This is a genomic window from Pontiella agarivorans (genome assembly GCF_034531395.1).
GTDB lineage: Bacteria > Verrucomicrobiota > Kiritimatiellia > Kiritimatiellales > Pontiellaceae > Pontiella > Pontiella agarivorans.
Genome location: NZ_JARVCO010000006.1, coordinates 102,307 through 127,729 on the forward strand (window position 1 = coordinate 102,307; position 25,423 = coordinate 127,729).

At 54.0% G+C, this 25,423-nt stretch carries 22 protein-coding genes; 12 read left to right on the plus strand and 10 right to left on the minus strand.

The window, feature by feature from the left end:
* Positions 1 to 147 precede the first annotated feature (147 nt).
* Entirely contained in the window at positions 148 to 624 is a 477-nt protein-coding gene (locus P9H32_RS04605; protein ID WP_322607702.1) for a Fur family transcriptional regulator, read from the minus strand.
* A gap of 79 nt (positions 625 to 703) precedes the next feature.
* On the opposite strand from P9H32_RS04605, the gene P9H32_RS04610 reads away from it, so the two are divergent.
* Positions 704 to 1,939: a GTP-binding protein gene (locus P9H32_RS04610; protein ID WP_322607703.1), complete on the plus strand. Its 1,236-nt coding sequence runs from the start codon at positions 704 to 706 to the stop codon at positions 1,937 to 1,939.
* Position 1,940: 1 nt separating this feature from the next.
* Entirely contained in the window at positions 1,941 to 2,618 is a 678-nt protein-coding gene (locus tag P9H32_RS04615; RefSeq protein ID WP_322607704.1) for a DUF1826 domain-containing protein, read from the plus strand.
* Positions 2,619 to 2,746: 128 nt separating this feature from the next.
* Here P9H32_RS04615 and truA read toward each other — a convergent pair whose 3' ends face one another.
* On the minus strand, positions 2,747 to 3,577 hold the full coding sequence (gene truA, locus P9H32_RS04620) for a tRNA pseudouridine(38-40) synthase TruA (RefSeq protein WP_322607705.1): 831 nt from the start codon (positions 3,575 to 3,577) through the stop codon (positions 2,747 to 2,749).
* Here truA and P9H32_RS04625 point away from each other — a divergent pair.
* Entirely contained in the window at positions 3,576 to 4,733 is a 1,158-nt protein-coding gene (locus P9H32_RS04625) for a DUF3142 domain-containing protein (RefSeq protein WP_322607706.1), read from the plus strand. The two genes, truA and P9H32_RS04625, sit on opposite strands and share 2 nt — an antisense overlap.
* Positions 4,730 to 6,706, plus strand: a complete 1,977-nt coding sequence (locus tag P9H32_RS04630; protein WP_322607707.1) for a hypothetical protein — start codon at positions 4,730 to 4,732, stop codon at positions 6,704 to 6,706. The genes P9H32_RS04625 and P9H32_RS04630 overlap by 4 nt, the downstream gene beginning before the upstream one ends.
* 3 nt (positions 6,707 to 6,709) lie before the next feature.
* Here the strand turns inward: P9H32_RS04630 and cutA are convergent, their stop codons facing one another.
* Both cutA and zwf read right to left on the minus strand, forming a co-directional pair.
* On the minus strand, positions 6,710 to 7,054 hold the full coding sequence (gene cutA / locus P9H32_RS04635) for a divalent-cation tolerance protein CutA (protein ID WP_322607708.1): 345 nt from the start codon (positions 7,052 to 7,054) through the stop codon (positions 6,710 to 6,712).
* A complete protein-coding gene (gene zwf, locus P9H32_RS04640; protein WP_322607709.1) occupies positions 7,041 to 8,618 on the minus strand; it encodes a glucose-6-phosphate dehydrogenase in 1,578 nt (525 codons plus the stop codon). Before zwf ends, cutA begins: the two co-directional genes overlap by 14 nt.
* Before the next feature lie 104 nt (positions 8,619 to 8,722).
* On the opposite strand from zwf, the gene P9H32_RS04645 reads away from it, so the two are divergent.
* The 3 genes from P9H32_RS04645 to icd all read left to right on the plus strand — a co-directional run bounded on the left by P9H32_RS04645 (position 8,723) and on the right by icd (position 11,736).
* Positions 8,723 to 9,838 (plus strand): LptF/LptG family permease, encoded by a 1,116-nt coding sequence (locus P9H32_RS04645; RefSeq protein ID WP_322607710.1) that lies wholly within the window; start codon positions 8,723 to 8,725, stop codon positions 9,836 to 9,838.
* A gap of 8 nt (positions 9,839 to 9,846) precedes the next feature.
* Positions 9,847 to 10,344: a GNAT family N-acetyltransferase gene (locus P9H32_RS04650; protein WP_348534458.1), complete on the plus strand. Its 498-nt coding sequence runs from the start codon at positions 9,847 to 9,849 to the stop codon at positions 10,342 to 10,344.
* Between the two features lie 126 nt (positions 10,345 to 10,470).
* Complete coding sequence (icd, locus tag P9H32_RS04655) at positions 10,471 to 11,736, plus strand: NADP-dependent isocitrate dehydrogenase (protein WP_322607712.1); 1,266 nt, start codon at positions 10,471 to 10,473, stop codon at positions 11,734 to 11,736.
* Between the two features lie 75 nt (positions 11,737 to 11,811).
* On the opposite strand, the gene P9H32_RS04660 is transcribed toward icd, so the two are convergent.
* Together P9H32_RS04660 and rph are read right to left on the minus strand one after the other, a co-directional pair.
* The gene (locus tag P9H32_RS04660; protein ID WP_322607713.1) at positions 11,812 to 12,324 is read right to left on the minus strand and encodes a flavodoxin family protein; all 513 of its coding nucleotides are present in this window, start codon (positions 12,322 to 12,324) and stop codon (positions 11,812 to 11,814) included.
* A 79-nt stretch (positions 12,325 to 12,403) separates the two neighbouring features.
* Positions 12,404 to 13,186, minus strand: coding sequence for a ribonuclease PH (rph, locus tag P9H32_RS04665; protein ID WP_322607714.1), 783 nt, complete (start codon positions 13,184 to 13,186; stop codon positions 12,404 to 12,406).
* 213 nt (positions 13,187 to 13,399) lie between these two features.
* Here rph and rpmH point away from each other — a divergent pair, with 213 nt between their 5' ends.
* The 4 genes from rpmH (at position 13,400) to yidC (ending at position 16,191) form a co-directional block, all read left to right on the plus strand.
* Entirely contained in the window at positions 13,400 to 13,537 is a 138-nt protein-coding gene (rpmH, locus tag P9H32_RS04670; RefSeq protein ID WP_130594080.1) for a 50S ribosomal protein L34, read from the plus strand.
* Positions 13,538 to 13,550: 13 nt separating this feature from the next.
* Complete coding sequence (gene rnpA, locus P9H32_RS04675) at positions 13,551 to 14,024, plus strand: ribonuclease P protein component (RefSeq protein WP_322607715.1); 474 nt, start codon at positions 13,551 to 13,553, stop codon at positions 14,022 to 14,024.
* Between the two features lie 79 nt (positions 14,025 to 14,103).
* On the plus strand, positions 14,104 to 14,337 hold the full coding sequence (gene yidD / locus P9H32_RS04680; RefSeq protein ID WP_322607754.1) for a membrane protein insertion efficiency factor YidD: 234 nt from the start codon (positions 14,104 to 14,106) through the stop codon (positions 14,335 to 14,337).
* A 57-nt stretch (positions 14,338 to 14,394) separates the two neighbouring features.
* Complete coding sequence (gene yidC, locus P9H32_RS04685; protein WP_322607716.1) at positions 14,395 to 16,191, plus strand: membrane protein insertase YidC; 1,797 nt, start codon at positions 14,395 to 14,397, stop codon at positions 16,189 to 16,191.
* Between the two features lie 271 nt (positions 16,192 to 16,462).
* Here yidC and rpoN read toward each other — a convergent pair whose 3' ends face one another.
* Positions 16,463 to 17,881: an RNA polymerase factor sigma-54 gene (rpoN, locus tag P9H32_RS04690; protein WP_322607717.1), complete on the minus strand. Its 1,419-nt coding sequence runs from the start codon at positions 17,879 to 17,881 to the stop codon at positions 16,463 to 16,465.
* A gap of 214 nt (positions 17,882 to 18,095) precedes the next feature.
* On the opposite strand from rpoN, the gene P9H32_RS04695 reads away from it, so the two are divergent.
* Positions 18,096 to 18,905 carry an MBL fold metallo-hydrolase gene (locus P9H32_RS04695; RefSeq protein ID WP_322607718.1) on the plus strand — a complete coding sequence of 270 codons (810 nt, stop codon included), beginning with the start codon at positions 18,096 to 18,098 and terminating at the stop codon, positions 18,903 to 18,905.
* A gap of 516 nt (positions 18,906 to 19,421) precedes the next feature.
* Here the strand turns inward: P9H32_RS04695 and P9H32_RS04700 are convergent.
* From P9H32_RS04700 to P9H32_RS04710, 3 genes are all read right to left on the minus strand, one after another.
* Positions 19,422 to 23,027, minus strand: a complete 3,606-nt coding sequence (locus P9H32_RS04700; RefSeq protein WP_322607719.1) for an autotransporter outer membrane beta-barrel domain-containing protein — start codon at positions 23,025 to 23,027, stop codon at positions 19,422 to 19,424.
* Between the two features lie 826 nt (positions 23,028 to 23,853).
* Positions 23,854 to 24,447 (minus strand): PEP-CTERM sorting domain-containing protein, encoded by a 594-nt coding sequence (locus P9H32_RS04705; protein WP_322607720.1) that lies wholly within the window; start codon positions 24,445 to 24,447, stop codon positions 23,854 to 23,856.
* 39 nt (positions 24,448 to 24,486) lie between these two features.
* Positions 24,487 to 25,131 carry a hypothetical protein gene (locus tag P9H32_RS04710; RefSeq protein ID WP_322607721.1) on the minus strand — a complete coding sequence of 215 codons (645 nt, stop codon included), beginning with the start codon at positions 25,129 to 25,131 and terminating at the stop codon, positions 24,487 to 24,489.
* Positions 25,132 to 25,423 lie beyond the last annotated feature (292 nt).

Consider the following 25,423-nt stretch of genomic DNA (forward strand, 5'->3'; position numbering starts at 1 on the left):
CCCCTTCATCCTGAGCATTGGAAACTTTATGGCAGCGGTCTGCCTCGGAATATCAGAACCCCTCTCCTGATCCAATTCAACGGCGGTCCGCGGAACAAGGAAAGCACCGACACTTGCCCCGTACCGCCCGCAGCCCTGCAGCAAGGCTTATGAGGCCTCTTTCTTTTCCCGGCACATCGGGCACGTTCCGCGCAGATCCCATACCGCTTGCTGCACCGCTTCATGCCAGGGACCTTCGATATGCAGGAGCGATTGCATTTTAGGGGGCAGACACAGAATCTGTTCACACGCTGTACAGTAGAAATGAGGATGAGCATGCCCTTCGTTTCCCGGCATGACAAAGGCATAGCGGTCGACGCCATCCGCCTGGCTGACCACACGGGCAAGCCCCGCATCCCGCAGTTTAATGAGATTGCGGTATACTGTGGCCTGATCACAATCATCCTCCCCCATCCCTTCCAACACCTCCGTATGCGAAAGCGGAACCTTCGCTCCCGCCAGGATCTTCAGGACGGCAAGGCATGGCGCGGTCACCCGCAAACCTTTTTGATGCAGTAAGACGCGAATCTCCTGCTCCATATCACTGTATTCTTTCGCTTTATTCACCATGACGCTCTTATTCATAAATCATCCCTGTTGACATTGCAACTAACTTGCGATAGCTATTATTGCAATTAACTTGCAATATTATGGAGAATTTCAAATGACAACCCCGAACACCATCGACAAACGACTGCCGGTAACCGTTCTATCAGGCTTTCTCGGAGCCGGAAAGACCACACTGCTGCATCATATTCTGGCCAATCAGGAGGAAAAACGGGTGGCGGTGATCGTTAACGACATGAGCGATGTGAACATTGACGCCTTAGCAACCCGTACCAGCGGAATTACCATGAAACGGGCGGAGGAAAAGCTGGTGGAAATGTCCAACGGCTGTATTTGCTGCACGCTGCGGGACGACCTGCTGGAAGAAGTCTCCACATTGGCCCGCGAACAGAAGTATGACTATCTGCTGATTGAATCATCAGGTATTTCCGAACCCCTTCCCGTTGCACAAACCTTCAGCTTCATGGATGAAGCAGGCAACAGCCTGCAGGATTGGGCCCGTCTGGATACGATGGTCACCGTGGTCGACGCCGTCCACTTTCTGGAACAATACAGCGGAACGGCCGTGCTCAGCGATTTGGACATGGCGGTTTCCGAAGAAGACGAGCGCGGCCTGGCCGACCTGTTTATCGAGCAGGTTGAGTTCGCGGATGTCATCCTCGTGAACAAAGCCGACTGCGTTTCCTCCACAAAACTGAACGTAGTGGTGAATGCCGTAAAAACACTGAATCCCGGAGCAGAAGTGCTTTCATCCATCAACGGAAATGTACCGCTCAACAAGCTGATGGGCACCGGCCGCTTCGATCTGGAAAAGGCTTCGCGATCCGCCGCCTGGATTCGGGAACTGGCCGAAGAGCACACTCCGGAAACCGAAGAATACGGCATTGGCAACTTTGCCTTTCGGCACCGGACCCCCTTCCATCCGCAGCGCATCTGGAATTTTCTTCACGCCGAATGGCCCGGCCTGCTTCGTTCTAAAGGATATTTCTGGATCGCATCCCGGCCGAGTATCGCTGCCGAGTGGTCTCAAGCCGGCGGAATGGCACAATATCGTCCCGTCGGTTACTGGTGGGCAGCGGTGCCCGAAAGCAGCTGGCCGGATGATCCGGAGAGTAAAAACTGGATCAACAGCCAGATGGAAGGCCACTGGGGTGATCGCCGGCAGGAGCTCGTCTTTATCGGTCAGAAACTGCCGCGCGAAGAGATGGAAGAGGCACTGCATGCTGCATTGCTGACACCGGACGAACTGGAAGCGGGGCTGCAATCCTGGCCCGATACATTACCGGATCCGTTTCCCTCATGGATGGAATCACCGGAAAAAGCAGAGGTTTGAGATGACACCGTCCATCCCAGCGGCGGAGCCGCGAAAAAACGGAAGCACCCTCTTGTTTGAGATCAGAGAACCTGACACGCCTCTGGTGATGTGGGAACGGGATATCCCCGGAGACGTCGTGAAACAAATTCAGACGTGGCTGAGTACCGGAGACTGCTGTGTGGAAGAGGAAATCCATGTGGATCAGATGGATGTCCGGGGGCTGCTTGCCGCCCGGCTCGCAGAGAACGGATGGAGCGAAAATTCAAAAACCGGTAACTGGCTGATCGACGATCTGACCGATCTGGTCTACCGCTTCAGCGAAGTGGCCGATACTTGCTCACTGCTTTTCAGGCTCGAATCACTCCGGGATTCCGCTTGTTGCAAATTCCACACAGACTACCTGACGCTTCGGATGCTTTGTACTTATTTCGGCCCCGGGACCGAGTGGGCTCCCGAAGAAGCCGTGTGCCATGAGGAAATCGGATGCACCGCAGACTCCACAGCGGCCGCCAACCGACGCATCATTCCAAATCCAGAAACCATTCAGCGAACAGCTTCCGGCACGGTTCTTCTATTCAAAGGAAATCGCTACCCCGGAACAGAAGGCCGTGGACTGGTACACCGATCCGCTCCGGTTTCAGCCCCCCATCATACCCGCCTGCTGCTTCGCATTGACCCCGTGCAGGCCGGACTCTGAAAACGGATTATATTTCGGCCTCTGCCCATGAGTTCATAACGGCGTCACGGAGATGATGACTTTCGTGCACAACGATGTTGATCGGGGCACCCCGGAACAGGTCCGCCCTGTTTACCGACCGAATACGGTCAATAAAATACATTCCAGAGAAACAGGCCTTGAGGCTGGGCGGTTCGCACCACCGCCGTCCGTTTACCATGAGCCAAAATTTCGTTGATAATTTCGGGCTCGCGACGACCGATCCCGACATCGATCAGAATGCCCGCCAGACTGCGAACCATTTTATACAGAAAACCGCTGCCCCGCACCGCGAGCGTAATATCAGCACCCTGTTTGCGTACACTGAAAGAGTGAATAGTACGTACCGTTCCGTGGAGCTCGCGCTTCGGGTTGACGGAAAACGGGGCAAAATCATGATCCCCCACCAGCAGTGCAGCCGCAGTGCGCATGCGTTCGACATCAAGCGGCCGTGCTTCCTGCAGACGGTACAGACGCTTGGTCGGCGGAACAATCTGACCGTTGTAGATGAAATAGCGATATTCTTTTCCAACCGCGCCGAAACGTGCATGAAAATCGTCGGGTACCACTTTGAACGACGTCACGCGAATATCGCGATCCAGCTGCGCATTAATCCCGCGCATAAAATATCGGGTATCCACTTTTTTCGGCAGAACAAAATGCGCCACCTGCGCACGGGCATGCACCCCGGCATCGGTCCGGCCGGAAGATTCCACGCGAACATGCTTCTGCTCCGTCATTCCGGCCAGCAGCCGTTCAAGTTCACCCTGCACGGTCCGATGATCAGGTTGAACCTGCCAGCCGGAATAGTTGGTGCCGTCGTAAGAAACCGTAATTTTATAGCGTGTAGACATAAGGCCGCATAACTTCCAATCATTGGAAGCAATGGGCAAGTTTTTTTCCTCCTCATGCACGATCGATACATTTAGCTTAACCTTCATGAAACCCATCCTGCTTCCACTTGCTATACTTGCCCTCACTTCAGCTGCGGCAGCCAAAGATGCATTCTACATCTGGCAGCAGCACTGGAACAGCAACGTGGTACATGCCGTCACCCGGGAATCGCCGACCACATTCTACCCCATCGTCACCGAAATTCCGGCGGCCGGACAAAGCCCGTTAATCCCGGTTCCCTGGGCACAGCTTAAGCAGACCGGACACACCTTCATACCGGTCATCCGTGTTCCGCTCAGTGCCTTCAACCGCAGCGATCTTGACACCGAACTGCTCCGCCTCTGCACAGAACTCTCGGACTTTCATGAACTGCAATTCGACCTCGATTGCCCGGAAAGCCGTCTTTCGGAATATGCCGATCTGCTTAAAAAAATCAGGTCGCACCTGACCGGAACAGCACTATCCGTTACCGCATTGCCGGCCCATCTGGGCAACCGCGATTTTGAGCGCGTTGCATTAAACTGCGACTATTATGTCCTGCAGGTCCACGGTCTCGACGTCCCCGATCATATCCACCGGCAAGCAGAACTGATGAATTTCGCGACCGCCGAACAGGCGGTCCGCCGTGCCGAAAAGCTCGGCCATCCCTATGCCATTGCCCTGCCCTGCTACGCCTACGAACTGAATTTTGATCCGGACACCGGCCGGTTTCTCCATCTGACCGCCGAAGGCCCCGCCGGAAAGCGGAGCACCATAAAACGCCGGATCGCCGCCCGGCCGCGCGATCTGATCCGGCTGATTCAGCAGTTCCCTTCTCTGCAACATGCGCGCAACCTCATCTGGTTCCGGCTCCCGGTTCCGGGCGACCGGCTCTGTCTGCCTCGCCCTGCACTCACCGAAATCCAGCACGGCAGCATCCCGCAGAACAAGTTGACCTGCACCTGCATCCCCATCAGTGCAACCACGTTTGAAATCGGACTGTTGAACGGCAATGTCATTCATGCACACGAAGCCGAACTCACCCTGACCTGGAACAATCCACGAGGAATGTACGACCTCTACCGCACCGTTACTTCCCCCGAAAAACAGGCCGGTCAGCTGCCCGCCACACTCCAGGTTCCCGTTCCCGCTCCGGGATCACAGATCAAAGTCGGCTGGTTCTCCGCCGAACAATTCCCGCTCATCGAGGTACATTTGAAATGATTAAACGACTTTATCTCCTCTTGATGGCTGCAGTGCCTGTTTTCGCATGCGGCCCCTATTTTCCATCGAGTTATCTCAGCGATTACAACGACCGCTTTGAGGCCGACTTGAATCCGGCCGTCGAACTCGAACTGATTGCGTTGGAATACCATCTGATCGATGAAGCCCCGTTCCCGGACGGAACATACACCACGCTGCAGGCGGAAAAGCTGGATTTCACGAAAAAGGCCGAACAACTCGGCGGTCAGGAATGGCTGACCGATTATATGGCCTATGCAAAATCGGTACGGGCCGCGGAAACAAACGTTCCAGCCCCCGCAGTACCGAACCATTTACAGGAATTCACCCTCTATCTTGAAGGCACTGCGGAATTCCGGGCCGATGAAAAGGTTACCTTTCCGCAGGCCTGGCGGGAACTGCTCGCGCTCGACGTCAGCAACCGCCTTTATCGCACCGAATGGGTGTATTACATGCGGGGCAATCTCGCCGGTGCTCACGGAATGCCGGAACAGGCCGGAAAATCCTATGCGGCCTGCCGTACTGCCGCCCGCGAAATACCGGCCCGTCATTCCCTCGGGCTGGCCCATGCGTCATATAAACGCGACTACCTCTGCCAAACCAATCTGGCGATGCGCATCGAACGGGGCCTGGCCGCAACGGGCTATTACCATCGAACCGGCGATTTCGCGCGCAGGGATCACTGTATGAATCATCTGCGGCTGGATGTAACACAGGCCTCGCAGGAAGGGCTCAGCACCCCCTCGGCAGCCGTACTCGAAACCATGGCGCTTTTCAACATCGGTAAAACCGACTTTATCCGAACCCTGGAACAACACCCCGACCTGAAAATCACCCCGCGCCTGGCCTGGTTCATGTATAAAAACGGCGAACCCCGAAAAGCAGCCGCCTATCTGGAACACTGCCCCGCAGATGACATTCTGGCCAACTGGCTGCGCTACCGCCTCGCCCAGCGCAGCGGCCGGACCGACGAGGCCATTGAGAAACTCCGGCAGTGGCTGAACGGGCTTCAACACAGCCGGCGCATTATCTATCGCTTCGATTATACAGGAACCGTTTCCCCCGCATCAGCCCTGCACGGCAGTCTGGGCACCCTGTATGCCGACCGGGGTCAGATGCTCGACGCCCTCGAATCTTTCGTTGCGGCGGGAGCCTATCCGGATGCCGCACTGATCGCCGAACGCTATGTGGAAACCGACGACCTCCAACGCTATGTGGATGCTTTTCAATCCCGGACATCGAAGGGGCCGGCCAACCGGGTCGACGACTGGCCGCAGACGGAAACCCCGCGCAATTCCATTGAGCTTCGGCTCTCCTATCTGCTGGCCCGTCGCCTGTTCCGCGAAGGGCGCCCTCAAGAAGCGCTGCCCTATTACCCCACGGAAATCGGCTATATACTGCAGACTTATCTGCATGCTCTGAAAGAAAGCCGCTCGTTCTGGAACAGCTGGAACACCCGTGCGGCGCACCTCTACCATGCGGCGCGTATCATGCGGTGGAAAGGCATGGAACTCTGCGGCACCGAACTCTATCCCGACTACACCATCGTTGAGGGCTTTTTCCCCTCCATAGGAATTGAGCACGAATCCGCCGTCGCACCGGAAAATATGCGGCCCCTTTATGACAAAACCGCACCGATTCCAAACCAGCGTTTTCACTATCGCCAAATCGCGGCGGAACAGGCGGGCGATGCCGCCGTCCTCGCCTGGAACCGGCACCAGAAGGCCATGATGCTCTGGAGCGCGGGCACATGGATCAAAGACCGGCATCCCGATGCTGCCGATGTATATTACAAAAAACTCGCCCGGCTGCATTTCCAGTCTCTGGCAAAAACAGCCGATGCAATACGCTGGTTTCCGGAGGGCTCGGACGCCATGCAGCAAATCCACCATTCAGAACAGTATATCCGCCCGAGGAAACTCTCCGATGCCGCAAAGGCCTATGCCGCATATTGACCGCTATATCTCGGTTTCCGACTGAATCCAGTTCAGAAAAGCGGGATTTCCGTCAGTAACGGGCAGGCAGACAATACAGGGCGTTTCATACGAATGAATTTCGCGAATCCGGGAAATAAGTTCGTTTTTACGATCACCCGATGTTTTGAGAATGAGTGCAACTTCATCATCTTCACAGAGCTCGCCCTTCCATTGATAGACGGACTGAATGCCACCGAGAATGTTGGCGCAGGCCGCCAGTCGCTCCTGCACCGCCATACGGGCAATCCGCTTTGCCTCGGCGGTATCCGCCGCCGTGACATACACCATAAGAGCCGGAATATCGCCATTCATTTTAAAGGTTCGCACTATCCAGAGCGACATTTGAGCCCGACACTTTTTCCATCCGACCGTTCCGCCAAAAACCTTCAACCCCCAGAAACAGTTCGTCCGATTCCTTCACGCCCCACTCACCGGGCGGATACGCAAACGGTTTAAGCAGCTCCAGATTATCGAGAATCGGCTGAACCACGCGCCACTCCGCAGCCACTTCGTCGGACCGGGTGAACAGCGTGGAGTCGCCGTGCAGCGTATCCAGCAGCAGACGTTCATAAGCTTCAGGCAGCGACTGATTCCATTTTCCGGAATAGGAGAAATCCATATCGACATCCTCCACCACAAATCGCATACCGGGACGCTTGGTGCCGACTTTGAGGAAAATGCCTTCATCGGGCTGAATGCGGAAAATCAGGGTATTGGGTTTTATGCGCGTAATATCGCAAACATCGTCTTCGCATTCCACCTGCTGGAAAAGCTGGAGCGGTGGAACTTTGAACTGCACCGCAATCTCCGTGGTTTTTCTGGCCATGCGTTTTCCGGTTCGCAGCAGAATCGGAACCCCGGCCCAGCGCCAGTTATTGATACTCAGCCGCAGGGCCGCGAATGAATCCGTGTCCGACTGCGGATCAATCCGATCCTCCTGCAGATACCCCTTAATTTTATTTCCGTCCGAATCTACCCCCTCCGCATACTGCCCGCGGCAGACGGCATCGGTGATATCCTCCCGAATATCCAGTTTGGTGGCATTCAGCAGCTTCACCTTCTCGTTCCGGATCGACTCTGCAGAAAGATCGCCCGGCGCTTCCATGGTCACCAGGCAGAGCAGCTGCAGCAGATGATTGGTCACCATATCGCGCAGCGCACCGTATTCATCGTAATAGCCGCCGCGCCCTTTTTCCATACCGACCGTCTCCGAAGCCGTGATCTGGATATGGTCAACATACGAACGGTTGAACACCGGCTCGAAGATGGCATTGGCAAACCGAAACGACAGAATATTCTGCACTGTTTCTTTCCCGAGATAGTGATCGATACGGTAAATCTGCGTTTCATCCAGATGTTCCAGCAGCTCTTTATTCAGCGCAATCGCCGATTCGAGATCCTTTCCAAACGGTTTTTCAATCACCACGCGGGTCCAATGCTCCTCTTCGGGATCGCGGATCATGCCGGCTTTCTGCAGGTTATGTACGGTGGTATGAAACAGATCCGGAATAATCGAGAGGTAGAACAGATGATTTTCAGGATAGGCCGCCCCGGCCAGCCGATCCTTCAGCGCCGCATACGAATCCGGACTGGAGAGATCCCCTTTGTGATAATACAGGTGCTCTACAAAACGGCGTATCGTTTCTTCCGCGGCCGGGAGCCGGGTGAAATTGCGTATGGAATCCTCCATCATATCGCGAAAGATCTCATCGTCATAGTCCCGCCGCGCAAAACCGACAATTCTAAACGGCTCCGGCAGCAGATCCTGCATATAGGCCACAAAGAGTGCTGGAATTAATTTTCGATGGGTCAGATCGCCGGACGCCCCGAAAATTACAATGGTCGCCGGATCATGTGCACGGATCTGTTCGCTGAATCCTGAAAAAAGCATGGGATTGAACTCCTGTTAAAGAAAGAAAGACTACACGTCCGACCGGTGCTTTTCAACGCTTGCGATAAGGCCGTTTGATCCGCTACGTTCTGTGCACTGTTATTATGAAAATTCTCGCCCGACACTTATTCATGAACCTGTTCCAGCCGCTGATCTATCTGCTGATTGCATTTGCGTTGCTCTTCATCATCGGCGATCTCATGGACACCATGAAGGATTTCAATAAAATCCTGACCACCACCGGGGAAGGCGGAGCCGGGTTCTGGGACGTCAGCAGAATCATGCTCCATTACTACAGCCTTCAGCTGCCCTCGATGGTCATTTTCATTGTTCCGATCTGCCTGCTGCTGGCCACCCTATACAGCCTTTCACAAATGACCCGCCACAGCGAAATTGTGGCCATGCGCGCCAGCGGGGTCAGTATCTACCGCATTGTCCGCCCCTACCTGCTGATGGGATTCTTCTGCTTTCTGTTCACCGCTGTGGTCAATGAATATACCGGCCCCCGCTATGCCTACCGCGCACACCAGTTACTGGAAAGTAAAACCAAAGCCAGCGACGACATATACTTTGAAAATATTGCCTACAAAAATCCGACGCTCGGCCACGAATGGCATATCGTCGGGTTCGACACCCGCTCCTACACCATGAAGGGCATCACCCTGCGAATCCGGCGCAAAGATGGGTCCGACCGCGAAAAAATCACCGCCCGTAAAGGCCACTGGCTCGACCGCCGCTGGTGGTTCGAAGACGGCGAAATACAGCGTTTCGATGAAAATAACACCCGGCTCGGGCGGCCCGAAACCTTCCAGACCCTGGAAATGCGCTACCTTAAAGAACGACCCGAAGAATTCATGCGCGAGGCCAAAGATCCTGCCCACCAGTCATCGCTCGAGCTCTATGAATACATCAAAACCCATCGGCATCTCTCGTTGCGGGAAATCCGGAGCGACCTCGTCGATCTGCACCACAAACTGACCATGCCCTTCATCTGCATCATTGCCGTACTCATCGGCATTCCCGTCGGGGCCCACACCGGACGCAAAGGCGCGCTTTCCGGCATTATGATGGCCATCGGCCTCTTTTTCGCCTTTTATGCCACCCAGTTCACCATGGAATACCTCGCCAAACAGCTGTATATCAAACCCTGGGTCGGCGCCTGGTCCGCCATCATCGCCTTCTTTTTCATCGGAAGCGCCCTGATTTACCGGATGCGGTAGTTATGAACCTGAACATCAGAACAGCCACACCTGCAGACTTTGATGCCATCTGGCCCGTTTTCCACACCATCGCCGCAGCCGGCGAAACCTATGCCTATCCCCGGGACATCGACCGGGACACTGCATACAGACTCTGGATGGAACGGCCGCGTCAAACCTGGGTCGCTGAAGAAAACGGAACCCTCCTCGGCACCTACTACCTGAAAACCAACCAGCCCGGCCCCGGCGCACACATCTGCAACTGCGGATATATGACTTCACCCGACGCACGCGGCAAAGGGGTTGCCACCGCCATGTGCCGGCACTCAAAAAAAACAGCACTGGAATTCGGCTACAAAGCCATGCAGTTTAATTTCGTTGCCTCCACCAACAAAGGGGCCGTACGCCTCTGGCAAAAACTCGGCTTCGAAATCGTCGGCCGCCTGCCCCGCGCCTTCAATCACCCCGCTCACGGTTATGTGGACGCCCTGGTCATGTTCCAGTGGCTGGAAAACACCCATGAATGAGGATTCCGATTTCAACCCGCCCGGCATCGGTCCACCGAAAACCACGCAACGAAATGCATTTACAACCATAAAGCGATCATATTTATTCCAACTCCATTCACTTCATACAAAATTGAGGATTTTCAAATGAACTACAACAAGATCGAAACTCCGGACCGCGGCGAAAAAATCAGCCTGGGAGCGGACGGCCACCTTTCTGTTCCGGCCAACCCCATCATTCCTTTTATTGAAGGCGACGGCGTCGGACCGGAAATCACCGCCGCCATGATCAAAGTCATCGATACCGCGGTTGAAAAAACCTACAGCAACGAGCGCAAAATCGAATGGATGGAAGTTTTTGCCGGCGAAAAAGCCAATGCAATCTACGGCGAAGACACCTGGCTTCCCGACGAAACGCTGGCGGCAATCAATGAATTCCGCGTCGCCATCAAAGGCCCGCTCACCACCCCGGTCGGCGGCGGCCGCCGCAGCCTGAATGTAGCCCTGCGTCAGGAACTGGATCTTTATGTCTGCCAGCGCCCGGTCACCTGGTTCCACGGCGTTCCCTCCCCGATATACGCCCCCGACAAAGTCGATATGGTCGTTTTTCGCGAAAATTCAGAAGACATCTATGCCGGCATTGAATGGCAGGAAGGCACCGACGACGTTAAAAAAGTCATCGATTTCCTGCAGACCGAAATGGGCGTGAAAAACATTCGTTTTCCGGAATCCTCCGGCATCGGCGTCAAACCGGTCTCACGCGACGGCTCCACCCGTTTGATCAAAGCCGCCATCGACTACGCCATCGACAACAACCGCAAATCCGTGACGATTGTCCACAAGGGCAACATCATGAAATTTACCGAAGGCGCTTTCCTCAAATGGGGCTACGAGCTTGCCGAAAAAGAATACGGCGCGGAGTTTGATAAAAAAACCAACGTCTACAAACTGAAGAATCCGGATACCGGTTTTGAAATCGAAATCAAGGACTGCATCTGCGATGCCTTCCTGCAGAATATTCTGCTCAAACCGCAGGACTACGATGTCATCGCCACCCTCAACCTCAACGGCGACTACTGCTCCGACGCACTGGCGGCCTGCGTCGGCGGCATCGGCATTTCCCCCGGCGCCAACATCAATTATCTGGAAGGAAAAGCCGTTTTTGAAGCCACTCACGGCACCGCCCCCGATATTGCCGGAAAAGATATGGTCAACCCCTGCTCGCTCATCCTTTCCGCTGAAATGATGCTGCGCTACATGGGCTGGACCGAAGCCGCTGACCTGGTGCTCGAAGGCGTCGACGGGGCCATTCGCCGCAAAACCGTCACCGGCGATTTCGCCCGCATGATGCACGACGCCAAATGGCTGACCTGTTCCGAGTTCGCCACCGCCGTCATTGTGAACATGTGGTAATTCCCGAAAACGGGAAAAAGAGAAGGCGCGACCCCCGACAGGGCGCGCCTTTCTGTTTTCCGGTATCCGAAAAAATCAGGCCTTGGCTTTCATTTTTTCAAGCACGGCTTTCGCCCAGGCCACGGCATTTTCCAGATCCTGATCATCCGGATGTCCTTCAGCATCTTCCCAGAGCTGACGGCGCGAATCCGTCGGTGCATTTTCATCGCCCGCCGGCAGCTGCTCCATCCACTCAATCATCATCGGATCAATCCGCCCCTGACAAATGAACCGATCCACCACATTGCCATTCGGAATCTGCGCAGCTGCCGCCTTCAGACAATTGGCCGCATGCTGCGAATCGGGATAAGCTCCCAGCGTGGCAAACAAGGCAACAGGAATCCCGCCGAGCTGTTTCAGGTAGTCCTTCATAGCATCATTTGCATTTTCCGCCTCCACCCAGAACCCGGCGAAAACCACGTCGTATTTTTCGGGGTTCGGCGCACTGCTGATCGGGCACAGATCCGCCCCCGGGAGTTCCAGATGCAGGGCCTCGGCCACTTTGCGCGTGTTACCGGTTCGGCTGGAATAAGCGATCAAAATCTTCATGTGTCAGTCACCTCATTACTTAATGTTGTACCATTCGTACCCTATTCGGCAGGGAACTGTAAATTCCAGAGATTGGAAATCAGTTCAGCACCTCTTTCTGCAGGGCGGTCAATTCGGCAATCCCTTTTTCCGCGAGCGTCATCATCTGCAGCAGTTCATCTTTACTGAACGGTGCCTCCTCGGCCGTCCCCTGAATTTCAATAATCTTCCCCGATTCGGTCATCACAAAGTTGGCATCCACCTCGGCGGCGGAATCTTCCAGATAGCACAAATCCAGAATCGGCTGTTCCTTGTGGATGCCGCAACTGATGGCTGCCAGCCCTTCCGAAACCGGGTCCTCTTTCAGCAGGCCGTCTTTCATCAGCCGCTGAATCGCCAGTTTGAGCGCAACGTATGCTCCGGTAATGGACGCCGTGCGCGTTCCGCCGTCGGCCTGAATCACATCACAATCGAGATAAATCTGCCGGCGGCCCAGCTTTTTCAGATTCACCACCGCCCGCAGCGAACGACCGATCAAACGCTGAATCTCCATGGTGCGTCCGCCGATTTTTCCCTTGGTCGCTTCCCGCTGTGTCCGATCCTGCGTGGCCCCCGGAAGCATACTGTACTCCGCCGTCACCCAGCCCCCCGGAACTTTCTGATAACGCATCCAGCCCGGCACATTTTCATCGACACTCGCCGTGCAGATCACCCGGGTATTCCCCATTTCAATCAACACCGATCCCTTGGCCGATGTAATATAATCCTTCGTGAATTTCACGCTGCGCAGCTCGTCGGCCGCGCGCCCGTCAATCCGTTTTCCCGATGTTTCAACCACAGCATCGAGATCGATGCCCCCGCTTAAATTGATTTCTTTTTTCATAGTCCGCGCAGGATGGAATAGATTACGGTCCATTGCAACGGGAAATAAACCGTGCCGTCTGACCGGTGATACGCCAGAGCAATGCTCCGGCCGGGGCCAACCCGAAAGAGCCATCACGACACTGCCACTGCTTTTCATTCCCGTTAGAGTTTGACAACCGTAGAATTGTTGGTAGTTTACCCTGCTTTTCAGAACAAAAAGGAATTTAGAGCGATGAAACGTACATACAACCCATCTAAAATCAAGCGCGCCCGTAAGTGCGGCTTCCGCAAACGGATGTCCACTGCAGATGGACGCGCGATCCTGAAGCGCCGCCGCCAGAAAGGCCGCAAGCGCCTCACCGCCGTTTAACCGGAACTGGAATATGCCGGACCCCTTCCATAGGGAGTCGGATGGTTCTATCGACTCAAGCCCGCCGAACAGCGGGCTTGATCGTTCTTTGAACAAGTCGAAGCGCCTCACTCGTTCATCACTTTTTGCGGAAACCTTTTCCGGAAAAAAGAAACGGGTTGGGCGCTTTATGGTGCTCTGGCTGCGCGAGGCCGACGATGCCGATTTCCGAATCGGTACGGTATCCAGTAAAAAAGTGCACCTGCGCGCCAACCGGCGCAATTTTGCCCGACGCCGCATGCGCGAAGCATGGCGGCACCTGCGCCCGTACTGCTCCGGACAGGCCGACGTTGTTTTTGTGGCCCGCCGCGCCATCCTTTCCGCCGACTGGAACACCGTAATCAGCGAAATGCTGAACCTGATACAGAAGGCCGGACTGATCTCCCCCGGGAATGCGGAACGCGCCCGGACCGAACTGGAGGCGTCCAATGGATGGAAACTCCACTGAGCGCAGCCGGACCGACGGCAATAATAAACCCCACCGCCACCGGTTCGACAGACTCACTCAGCTGCCGGCCCGATGCGCAATGCTGCTGATTCGCGGCTATCAGTTGCTGATCAGCCCCTGGCTTGGACCGCACTGCCGGTTCCAGCCGACGTGCTCGCACTATTGCATTGAAGCGCTTCGGCAACATGGTATGGTCCATGGTCTTTGGCTCGGGGTGAAAAGAATCTGCAAATGCCATCCATTGCATTCGGGCGGCATTGATCCTGTACCCCAAAAAAATATAAAAACAAGGGATGATGGGATTCGCGGATGATTAAGCCCCACTTAACCCTCCGGAAATCCGATTTTCCAACCATCCAGAGAGAAATTAATGAATAAAAAAGATCTGATACCTGTCATTGTACTGGCCCTGCTCATCCCGCTGTGGATGCTCATCGACCGCACCTTCATTGCCCCGAAATTCCCGGCCCCGCAACCCGTTCCTGCGGAACAGCCGGCGGAACCGCTCACCACCGGAACGCCCGCAGAACTCACCGCCGCCGCACCGGCCGAGCAGCCGGAAGCAGTAAAACCTGCGGAAACCAACACCACCGTGCCGGTTGAGGAAACCCTCGAAACCCTGGAAAACGAACAGCTGAAACTCGAGCTCAGCTCCATCGGCGGCGGAATCAAACAGGTAACGCTCGTCAACTACCCGGAAGAAAATAAAGAAAACAGTGCCCCCGTCACACTCGACTTTTCCGATCGTGCCGCCCTGGCCTACACCGGTCTAAGCGGTATGGGAGCCGATGATTCTCTCAATATCACCAAATCCGACGACGGAAAGTCCGTGATCTTTTCCAAGGTCTGGAACACCGGCTCCGAATTCCGCCGAACCATTACCATTGGCGATAACTATCTGCTGACCGTGCAGGATCAGTTCATCAATAAAACATCCAATCCCTGGAATATTCCCGCCCTGCGCCTGCTCACCGGAAACATGAAAAATCCGGACGATACAAAATCGATGAAGGGCCTCAGTATCATCGGGGCCGATTCCTTCTCTCAGAACGAAGGCGTCCGCTATTACGGAAAAGTCAAAGGCTTCAGCGGAACCACCGTCCAGAAAATCTTTAAAAAAGCCGACAAACCGGAATTTATTGATGTGGTTCCTGAGGGGATGGTGCACGAAAAGGTCGACTGGGTTTCCGCAAAAAATAAATTTTTCGTCCAGATCATCAGCCCGGACGAGCCGGTGGCCACGATGTCAATCCTGGCCCGTCGGGACACCACTCAGAAAGGTGTCGTCCCCGACAGCATTGCCACCTCTCTCGATTTCCAGCCCGTTGCACTCGGTGCCGGCGATACGCTGAATCTGAATTACACCTGTTACATCGGCCCGAAAAACTTTTCGATCCTCAAAAAGGCCGGCCATAAATTTGAGAAAGTCATGGAATTCCAGACCACCGGCTTCTGGGGCTTCATGAACTGGATCATGGAACCGGCTCGCCAGTTCCTGCTCGCAGCACTGAACCTCTTTTATGCCGTGGTACGAAATTACGGACTGGCCATCATCCTGTTGACCCTGCTGATGCGTATTCTCTTCTGGCCGCTCACCCACAGAAGCACTCAGAAAATGCGCGAAAATTCGGAAAAGATGCAGGTCGTCCAACCGAAGATTAAGGCCATTCAGGAAAAATACAAAGGCCAGGCCCAGCGCATTCAGCAGGAAACCATGAAGGTGTATCAGGAGCACGGCTTCAACCCCATGGCCATGATGGGCGGCTGCCTGCCGATGCTTCTGCAGATGCCGGTCTTCTTCGCCCTTTACACAGTGCTGCGCAATGCCATTGAACTCCGCTTCGCCGGCTTCCTCTGGATCGCCGACCTCAGCCAACCGGAAAACCTGTTTGCCGGCAGCATTCCGATTATCGGCTCCCTGAATATTCTTCCGGTCCTGATGTCGGTCTCCATGATCTTCCAGCAGAAACTTTCCACCCCCAATGCAGCAGCGACTCCGGAACAGCAGCAACAGCAGAAAATGATGATGTACATGATGCCGATCATGATGCTGTTCCTCTTCTACGGCATGCCTTCCGGCCTCACGCTCTACTGGACCACAAGCAACGTGCTGATGATTGCCCAGACCTCCGCATACAATTACCGGAAGAAACACAAAGAAGCATAGCCTCATACCATGGGCTAAAACATCCGGGTATATTTTCAGCTAGAGGACTCAGAGAACACAGAGTCGTTCCTCTGAGTCCTTCGTGGTGAAACTTCGGCGGATGCACTCCGGAGGCTTATACCGAGAAGCAATCAAACAGGGTAGCAGTCATCGCTTAATCATTACCGGAAACAATAAGGCGGAAAGGATTGAAATCCTTTCCGCCTTTTCTCTGTGCACCGAACGCCGACTGACAAACACCGTTCATCTGCCGGTACTCCTCGCGTCGCAATTAATGCACTTTGCGCAGGTGCGAAGGCAGGATACGGAGCTGATCACGGTATTTCGCCACCGTACGGCGGGCAATTTTAATCCCCTGCTCTTCCAGCAGTTTCACCAGCTTGGCATCGGAATAAGGCTTTTTCTTATCCTCATCGCGGACAATATCGGCCAGCGCAGCCTTCACACTTTCATTGGAAATGGATTCTCCGCTGGCAGTCATTACACCGGGCTTGAAGAAATACTTCATACTCAGGAGCCCCCGCGGGGTCTGCATATATTTACCTGCCGTCGCACGGCTGATGGTCGTTTCATGCACCTCCAGCAGTTCCGCCACCGTTTTCATATTCAACGGCTTCAGGCGCGAAACGCCGTGGTCAAAATAGTCGCGCTGAATACGGACAATTTCCACCGCAATGCGATAGATCGTGTCCATACGCTGATCAATGCTCTGAATAAACTGTTTAGATTTTGCAATTTTTTCACGAATATACGTTTTCACCTCTTTCGAGGTATTCGGATCCTTCAGCATTGAAAGGTATTTCTGGCTGATAAAAAGGTTGGGATACGGCTTTTTGTTCTGCGTAATGACATATTCACCGTCTTTCTTTTCGACGATGATTTCCGGCGTCACATATTCAATCCGCTCTTCGGAAAAGTTGCGCCCCGGTTTCGGGTCCAGCTTGCCGATCAGCACCGCCAGTTCTTTCACCCGGTCAACGGTCAGGCCCATAGCACGGGCGATATCCTCATATTTATGACGCCCCACCAGATCCAGATGATGCTCAACCACCTGAAACTCCTGAGTCTTCTCCCGCCCCTGCCGCTTCAGCTGCAGCATCAGACACTCACGCAGATCACGCGCCCCGACCCCCGCCGGTTCAAAATCATGAATCGTATCGAGAATTTTAGTCAGCGTTTCTTCCGGGAAATTCGGCAGCGCCAGCAGATCTTCAACATCCAGCTGCAGATAGCCGTCATCATCAATATTGCCGATCACGATCTCTGCAATCTTCCGCTCGTATTCATTCAGACTCGAAAGCGAAAGCTGATCCAGCAGGGTGTCATGCAACGAAGAGGATTCAGACAGCGAATCCATCATATATTGATATTTTTCCTCGGCATCGGTTCCGCCCGAAACCGGCCCCCGGTCCTGATAATTATCAAATTCCTCACCCAATGCCGCCAGCTTTTCGAATTCATTATCAAACTGTTCGCTGTCGACATCCTTCGTCCCCTGCTCGATCTCAATCTGGGCATCTGCCTGTTCCGCAGTCGCCTCCAGGGTCGGGTTTTCAGAAAGCTCCTGTTTGATCATCTGCTGAAGATCCATGAGCGGCATTTGCAGGATTTCCAATGACTGGAAAAGATGCGGAGCAAGTACCTGCTGCATCTTCATTTCCTGACTTAAAACTAATCCGGGATGTGCCATGTATTGAAATGTACCGGTTAACACGCATATCTCAAGCCATGTTAGAGGGAAATTACAGACCGTAACAACAGACTGAACGCTGCAAACGGACAACTGCAGGTTGCAGAGCAATCAGCTCTAACCATAAATCCTTCCTGCGCGATTAATCGCCGAATCATTTTGTCTCGCGCGCCGTCTTCGCTATCATGCGGCGAACAGTTGGAGTAATCACCTCATGAGTTTGGAAGTCTGCGTTCTCGCCAGCGGAAGTTCTGGCAATTGTATTTATATCGCCTCGGAAAAAACCCGCGTACTCATCGATGCCGGCCTCAGTGCAAAACAGGTCGCCCTGCGTCTCGATCAAATCGGGGTCGTTCCGGAAAGCATTAACGGCATCTGTATCTCCCACGAACACGGAGACCATATCGGCGGAATCCGGGTACTGCAAAAACGCCACGGCATTCCAATCTATGCCAATGCCGGGACACTGAACGGCATCCGGCGCCAACCCAAATCCGATGAAATTGCTGTAAAAATTTTTCAAACCGGCGCCCCCTTCTGCATCGGCGACATCACCGTCGAACCCTTCTCGGTTCCGCACGATGCCTATGAACCGGTCGGTTTCCGCCTCACCGCGCATGGCGTGTCCGTAGGGTCCGTAACCGACCTCGGCATGCCGACGGCGCTGGTCCGGGACAAACTGCGCGGATGCAGAGCCATCATCGTCGAAGCCAACCACGATGAAGATCTCCTTCACGAAGCACCGCGTCCCTGGCCGCTGAAGCAGCGTATCCGCAGCCGGCAGGGCCATCTGTCAAACATCGATGCCGCACGGCTGATCGCGGAAAGCGCCACCGATGAGCTGGAACAGGTCTTTCTGGCCCACCTCAGTTCCGACTGCAATACCCCCGAAACCGCCCTGCGCACCGTGGCCTCACAATTGCGCCTGGACGGCCTTGGGCACATCAACCTTGAAATTTCCCGCGCCGCCTGCATTTCCAGCCTCTGGAAAACCCGCCTCAGCCCCCAGCTCACCGCTGAATAATACCCCTGTTTGATTACTTCTCGGTATAAGCCTCGTAGTGCAGAACCTCCGAAGGTTCACCACGAAGGACACAGAGAAACACGGAGGAAAGACTCTTTGTTCTCCGAGTCCTCTAGCGGAGAGGGTGACCTGGACGTTTTAGCAAGCGGTATAACCTGTCCGTCTGATCGTTTATCCGGACGCATCAGATGCATAGCCGCGATCACAGACAGACCGGGCCCAAAGACTGTAGCCGAGATCCGCGAAAAGACCGAACAAAGCCTGTAGCCGCGATCCGTGATCGCGATCAGACAGAACCGGGCCTCCACATCAGCGGGGTCACGGCCCCCGCTCTACATAAAAAAGACTGGACCCAAGCCTGTAGCCGCGATCCGTGACCGCGATCAGGTGAAACCGGGTCCTTTGCGTCAGCAGGGTCTCAGCCCCCGCCCTGCAATAACGGTCTAAAACCCGAACCATAAAAAAAGAGACCTTTCCGAAGAAAGGCCTCTTTTGATTCCGCATAAGCGGTATCGCTTAGAAGCGATGCAGGATTTTGCCGCTCACCATCACATTGTGGTAATCCGCACCGAATGCGCCATCGAGATCAAGACTGAATTCGGTGGTATCATTTTCCCACTCGGAGAAACGGATTCCCGTACCCAGACGAACCAGATCTTCTTCGCGGGCCTGCAGCGCAACCGCAATCGGATCGCCTGTTCCGCCAACCATCACATAGCTGTCATCATCCATGTCTGCATTGAATTCATGCAGCCAGTGCGCCCGGAACTCCGGCTGGAACTCCAGCTCGGTATCGAAACTTTCAATCACTCCGATCATCGAAAGCGTGGCCCCGATGGATGTCAAATGCGACCATTCGTCATAGGAATCATAATCTTTATTCGGGAACGGCGAGGCAAGGCTCGATTTCTCGGTATACGATTCGCGGCTGTACAGGGAACCCAGATAAGAGGCTTCCGGGGTCAGCAGCCATTTATCCTTCATAAAGGAAATGCCGTAACCAATCCCAACACCGATACCCAGCGTATGCGCATTGTAGTCCGCTTCATAGCCGATGGAATCCACGCCTTCGGTCGAAACATCGTTAAAACCATACGTCACACTTGCATCGATATACAGCGATTCACTGTTATGCGCCCAATAGGCCGAAGCATAGAGGGTGTCAGCATCCCCGTCGTTTCCTCCGCGTCCATCCAGCATCGTACGGGCATACCCGGCGGCAAGACCGGCAAGCATTTTTTCAAAACGCTTATCCACACCCACCATACCGCCGGCAACCGTTGCCTGATAGCCTTCATGGCCGGAAGTGCTTTCCTGATTAACGGCCGAACCATAAGCCCCGCCCCAAACCTGCCAGGTTTCCGGAACCTCGATCGGTTCAAGATCACCCGGGGTGCCGGCTCTCAGCTCCTTCTTGAATTCAGCATAATCGCTGGACTTTCCAGTGGTGCTGGAGTTATAGGCTTTGCTCACATCCGAAGGTTCTCCTTCATACTCCATCGCCGGCATATTATCCGATGCCTCACGGGCGGCCTTCCGCGCATCCCAGGAAGGCAGTACATCCTTTGTCCACTGTACCGTGTTGTCGTACCAGTCCTGCGGACCGCGCGGTCCGGACGGAGCATACGTGGTTTTGCTGCCGAACTGCTTATACCGCAGATTTCCGCGGGTGCGTCCTTTGATCTGGTCCGCAAAAATGCCCTGCAGTCCCATCAAGGCACTCGCCATTTCCGGCGTACGGGCAAAGCCCTCGGTCATATCCGCCGCAGCCGCTTCCTGACTGCTCCAGGCACTGCCCACATATGCCGCCAGCTCCGGATCCGCCGCAACAATCGGAGCAAGCTCCGTCATTGCCCCTGCCATATCCGGATAATCTTCAAAGATTTTATCCAGAGCAAGCTGACCGTAAGTGGCTTTCAGCACATAGCTGGAGCCATCGTTATAATTCGTTACGCCATTGATCCCCAACAGCCACTCCGGATTATTCTCCATCGTGAAATCCGTATATTCCAGCGAATGCGTAATGTTCGACTCCGTGGCCGATGCCAGCAGGATGCCGTCCGACAGATGGTCAGCGGTCATATTCGTATCCGCATTCACCACGGTCCAGGCCACCCCGTCTTCAAACATCGCCGACCCGGCATTGATCATCCCGCCTTTGACACCGGCACCATCCGTTTCAATGGAAGTCGACAGCGCACTGCCGGATTTTACGGTGAGATTGGACGTCACATTCAGCGATCCGAAACCAACATCCAGTTCACCGGAATCAACGGTCAGAGCTTCGGCATTAAGTACCGCACCCTCGGTCATCAAACGGTAGGTGTTTCCGGATGCAATCGAAAGATCCGATCCGACCACGTCGAGCACTCCGTTGGAGACAGCGATACTGTTGATCATATGATCGGTATTGAAATTTAATGTCGCCTTTCCTCCGAACATCGAAACGTTATTTAAGGCGGAGCCGTTATCGTTGATATTGATCGTATTCAGATCCCCTTCGCGAACCAGAATCGAATCCAGACCGGCCCCCGTCAACGTGAACGTATTGTCCGATGCCCCTTCAATTTCAAGGGCATCCACAGTCGATCCCGTAACATTCACTACGCTCACGGCATTGGAACCGGAACCCTTCAGCGTTCCCACGCTGGCCCCGTCGATATCCACCACGTTCTGGGCCTGCCCACCGACTTCTATGCCTGCAAAGCTTCCGCCGGTAATATTACCGTCATGGATAGAAGAACCGCCGAAGAACACGTTACCAAAGGAACCGCCACTGATATTTTCTGTCGTGGTATGATCGGTCGTATAAAATTCGTCGTAGGTAGAGATAAATGAAACATCACCGAATGTACCGGTGCTGATGTTTGCCGTACTGTCATAATAATGGGATTCAAACCAAAGCCCGTTACCACTGAAGGTTCCGCCGGAGATCGTCAGGCTTCCGTCGCGCACATAAACTCCATAGCCCGCTTCGGCTTCTTCGCCGTTTGATGTTCCGGCCGCTCCACCCTGAAAGGTTCCACCGGAAATATTCACGTCCGCGAAATCGGTGAAAATACCGTGTCCGCCGTCCGCAACCGAATCCCCTGTGCCTGAATTGGTTGAGACGCCGCCGGCACCGCCAATAAAGGAACCAGCATCAATATCGACCGAAACACCATACTGAACATATTCGTCATTAAAATAACGGAACGCATTACCTCCGCGTGCTCCGCTGTATGATTCAGCACCGCCATAGGCTTCCCCGAAATAGTTAACCTCAGAAAGCGGGTCGCTTACCTCGTCACTATTAAATGATGCGTACCCGCCGGCCCCGCCGGTAAGTGCACCGCCTGTAAAACTGAAAGCCTGACTCGAACCGGACGAGATAAAGATCGCATCGCCCCCCATGGCCTGAACGCCCTGATCTTCCGACAAGTTGGTAACATCCCCGCCTTGTCCACCGGTGATAGAAACCCCGTCAGCAATGGGATCCAACGTGTAAGAACCGTAGACGGAAACACCCCGACCGCCACGGGCTGTAATGAACCCTCCGGTCGAATTCGCATTCCCTCCCTGGCCGCCTGTAAGCTCAACATTCTGCAGTTCAAGCGTACCACCGGATGCCATATTTATAGCATTACCACCACTGGCAAACAATTTATTGGCCGGCTCGCCGATCACCGTTCCTGCAGCACCGCCCGAAACGGAACCACCGTCAAGGCTCAGCTTCTGGGCGGCTGAAGCCGGAGAGAAATAAATACCGCTGCCGCCATCGGCCGTTGCATTAACGGTGGCGGAACCGACGGTCACCTCTGCCGTGCCCCCCTGCCCGCCTTCGATAACCGCAGCTTCGAGCTCAGATAAAGTTACGTCGGAGATGGAAATCCCCGCCGCTCCCGAAGCATCCTGGCTTGAAGATCCGCTTTGGACCCCGCCCGTACCGCCCGTAAACGAACTGTTCGATGATTCAAAACTACTGATACCCGAAACCGCCGCCGCAACCTCACCCGTACTCCCTGAAAAACTGAGCCCGTTCAAAACAAACGGGTCAACCCCTCCGGGATTGTTGGTGATCTGCGCCTGAACGCTTAAAATCGGTGTTGCCACGGCAACAAGAAACAGTGCTGTCCTATTCATTATTCCCCCTCGGAACGATTAGATTATGTCACAACAAAACAGGCTCCCATAAAGAAAAGACGTTGTCATGCGGAAAGTTTAAAAAAGCGATATTTAGAGGCCGCGGACCGGAATTGCGTCAGCGGGCATCAGGTGATGGCTTAGACACCGGGCATTAAGCACCAGACAACGGTCATTAAGAATTAGGCCCTGGAGGGCCGGGGCATACTTCCCGAAAACACGCCCTGTGCACCCGAACTTCAGGTTGGGCCACACACACCGACCGACCTCTGCGGCTTAACTCCTGATAAAACGGCTCACTGACCGATGAAGTGCATGCAAAACAAAAACCGAGCCGAAAACGGTGTTACTTTATGCCCTCCTTGCTGAGCAATAAAAGCACATGCCACACCGCTTCGTGAAAAAACGCAGCCCACCTGCAATAACACGAAGCGAAGCGCGCTTTGCCCTGCACGGAGCAGGCGGGCCGCCCGCGGTACAAATGCATTTTCCCCGACGCATCGGAGTCCGCCGGAAGCGGGCGACACAGCAAAAGGTACCGCAGGTGATTATGCCTTCTGACCCCCCCCCCCGCCCCGTCGAACGGAAAACCACGAAAGCATCCTTAACACAGGGCCATTCCGATCCGACCAACACGCGAGATCTGCATTGACAGACCCTCTTCAGCACCGGCTGATCCCGGGAATCGCAACAAAAGAAAAATGCATCGCTGCAATCGCCGTCTTTCCCAGAAAACCAAAGCGCCCCGACGAAGAACGGACCGCGGGTAGACGCAAAAAAAGCCGCCCCAAAGGACGGCTTTTCATACACAGTACTAATTAAAAAATTAGCGACGTGCTTTACGACGGGCCAGGAACATGCCCAGTCCTGCAATACCCATCAGACCGATCGTAGCCGGTTCCGGAATGACCTGTACGGTTACAGAACCGTCGGCAGCACCGCCAGCACCACCCTCATCAAAGAAAACGAATTCAGGAGTAGCCTTCGGGTCAGAGGTATCGATATCTGCAAAAGCGGCTGAACCTTCATATACCCAGTCCCCATCCTCGATACCGCTTACACGAAAGTAAGCGTCAGAAACGTACGAATACTGAACAATGCCAGAAATGGTAGCAGCCCAATCACTGTAATCACCACCTCCGCCTGTGACATTAGCCGTAAGAGTTCCTAGCAGAATATCATTTCCTGCAGTCAATAAACCTCCATTATACTGAATAACTCCAGGAGCAGCATAGTCAAGACCATCACCACCTCCGTCAATAACCTGAAGAACTACTGTAGTACCATCAATCGCATCCACAATACCACCTGCCGATCCCGCACCTGAAATACCAAAACCAGCAGACAGGTTGGCATAGATATCAGCATTAGCAACGCCTACCATTGCAACAGCTACAAGAGCCACAATTGCTTTTTTCATTTTTTCTCCTTTGTATTTATTTTTGACCACTCGTCAAAATTAGGGGGTGAACGGAACTGGTTCGGTTACATCAACTTCTGAACCAGCATTGTCTACCCAAAATCCTGCGCTCGGAGCAAGGATGGGATCACCGGTTCCCACCCAGGAACCACGAGTATTTTTTGACCATGCCGCATAACTTTGCGTATCAGCATCCCACAAAAAAATACCACTTAGACTAGGCAAATCAGACGCCATCTGAGTATCTTTGAAATCTTTTTCAACAGGATATCCATACCCAGTAGCGACAATACCAGCCGGTAACGTCACAACAACATCATCAGTAATTACTTCGCCGCTCAAAATAAGTTCATTTGTTCCAGAACCCGCTGTAGAGACCCAGAAAGCATCCCCGGTATTAACCGTAAGGTTGGGAGTCCAGCTACCACGTGTATTCAGTGTCGAACCAACATACGCTCCAGTACCTTTATCCCAGAGAAAAACACCACTAAGGGCTGGAAGATCTGTTCCTAGCAAATCCTGCAAAGTTGCACTCCCCGCATCAAAATTGAGAGCTACTAGAGTCAACTCACCGCCGACAGCTTCAACCTTGGTATACCCGACAATATTCGCGCTGGTAACGGTCTGCGCAGTAACCACTGCTGCACAGGCGGCCATCGCTGCTGTTGCAATAATTTTTTTCATTTTATTACTCCTAGTTTTAAGTGAACCCATTCCACTTATGTTTAGACTTTTTACACCCGGCACCGGGGACCAGCAACTGATTTTTCATGTTATTTGTCCAAAACTTGCAAACAGCCTGAATTTGCTTCGTTTTTGACCGTAAACACCAAACCTCAAAACGGCCGACCGCGTTTCCAGATGAACGCAACAGGGAACCACCCCATCGCAACCCGCATGAATCAACCCATAATATCGGCATTTTTGCAAGTTTGGATTCAGTTAAGTCCAACGGATAAACCACGAAATACACGAA

Bases quoted from the DNA above. Each gene is read 5' to 3' on its own strand.
- P9H32_RS04605 (WP_322607702.1), bottom strand. From the start codon at position 624: ATGAATAAGAGCGTCATGGTGAATAAAGCGAAAGAATACAGTGATATG.
- P9H32_RS04610 (WP_322607703.1), top strand. From the start codon at position 704: ATGACAACCCCGAACACCATCGACAAACGACTGCCGGTAACCGTTCTA.
- P9H32_RS04615 (WP_322607704.1), top strand. From the start codon at position 1,941: ATGACACCGTCCATCCCAGCGGCGGAGCCGCGAAAAAACGGAAGCACC.
- P9H32_RS04625 (WP_322607706.1), top strand. From the start codon at position 3,576: ATGAAACCCATCCTGCTTCCACTTGCTATACTTGCCCTCACTTCAGCT.
- truA (WP_322607705.1), bottom strand. From the start codon at position 3,577: ATGAAGGTTAAGCTAAATGTATCGATCGTGCATGAGGAGGAAAAAAAC.
- P9H32_RS04630 (WP_322607707.1), top strand. From the start codon at position 4,730: ATGATTAAACGACTTTATCTCCTCTTGATGGCTGCAGTGCCTGTTTTC.
- zwf (WP_322607709.1), bottom strand. From the start codon at position 8,618: ATGCTTTTTTCAGGATTCAGCGAACAGATCCGTGCACATGATCCGGCG.
- P9H32_RS04645 (WP_322607710.1), top strand. From the start codon at position 8,723: ATGAAAATTCTCGCCCGACACTTATTCATGAACCTGTTCCAGCCGCTG.
- icd (WP_322607712.1), top strand. From the start codon at position 10,471: ATGAACTACAACAAGATCGAAACTCCGGACCGCGGCGAAAAAATCAGC.
- P9H32_RS04660 (WP_322607713.1), bottom strand. From the start codon at position 12,324: ATGAAGATTTTGATCGCTTATTCCAGCCGAACCGGTAACACGCGCAAA.
- rph (WP_322607714.1), bottom strand. From the start codon at position 13,186: ATGAAAAAAGAAATCAATTTAAGCGGGGGCATCGATCTCGATGCTGTG.
- rpmH (WP_130594080.1), top strand. From the start codon at position 13,400: ATGAAACGTACATACAACCCATCTAAAATCAAGCGCGCCCGTAAGTGC.
- rnpA (WP_322607715.1), top strand. From the start codon at position 13,551: ATGCCGGACCCCTTCCATAGGGAGTCGGATGGTTCTATCGACTCAAGC.
- yidD (WP_322607754.1), top strand. From the start codon at position 14,104: ATGCTGCTGATTCGCGGCTATCAGTTGCTGATCAGCCCCTGGCTTGGA.
- yidC (WP_322607716.1), top strand. From the start codon at position 14,395: ATGAATAAAAAAGATCTGATACCTGTCATTGTACTGGCCCTGCTCATC.
- rpoN (WP_322607717.1), bottom strand. From the start codon at position 17,881: ATGGCACATCCCGGATTAGTTTTAAGTCAGGAAATGAAGATGCAGCAG.
- P9H32_RS04695 (WP_322607718.1), top strand. From the start codon at position 18,096: ATGAGTTTGGAAGTCTGCGTTCTCGCCAGCGGAAGTTCTGGCAATTGT.
- P9H32_RS04700 (WP_322607719.1), bottom strand. From the start codon at position 23,027: ATGAATAGGACAGCACTGTTTCTTGTTGCCGTGGCAACACCGATTTTA.
- P9H32_RS04705 (WP_322607720.1), bottom strand. From the start codon at position 24,447: ATGAAAAAAGCAATTGTGGCTCTTGTAGCTGTTGCAATGGTAGGCGTT.
- P9H32_RS04710 (WP_322607721.1), bottom strand. From the start codon at position 25,131: ATGAAAAAAATTATTGCAACAGCAGCGATGGCCGCCTGTGCAGCAGTG.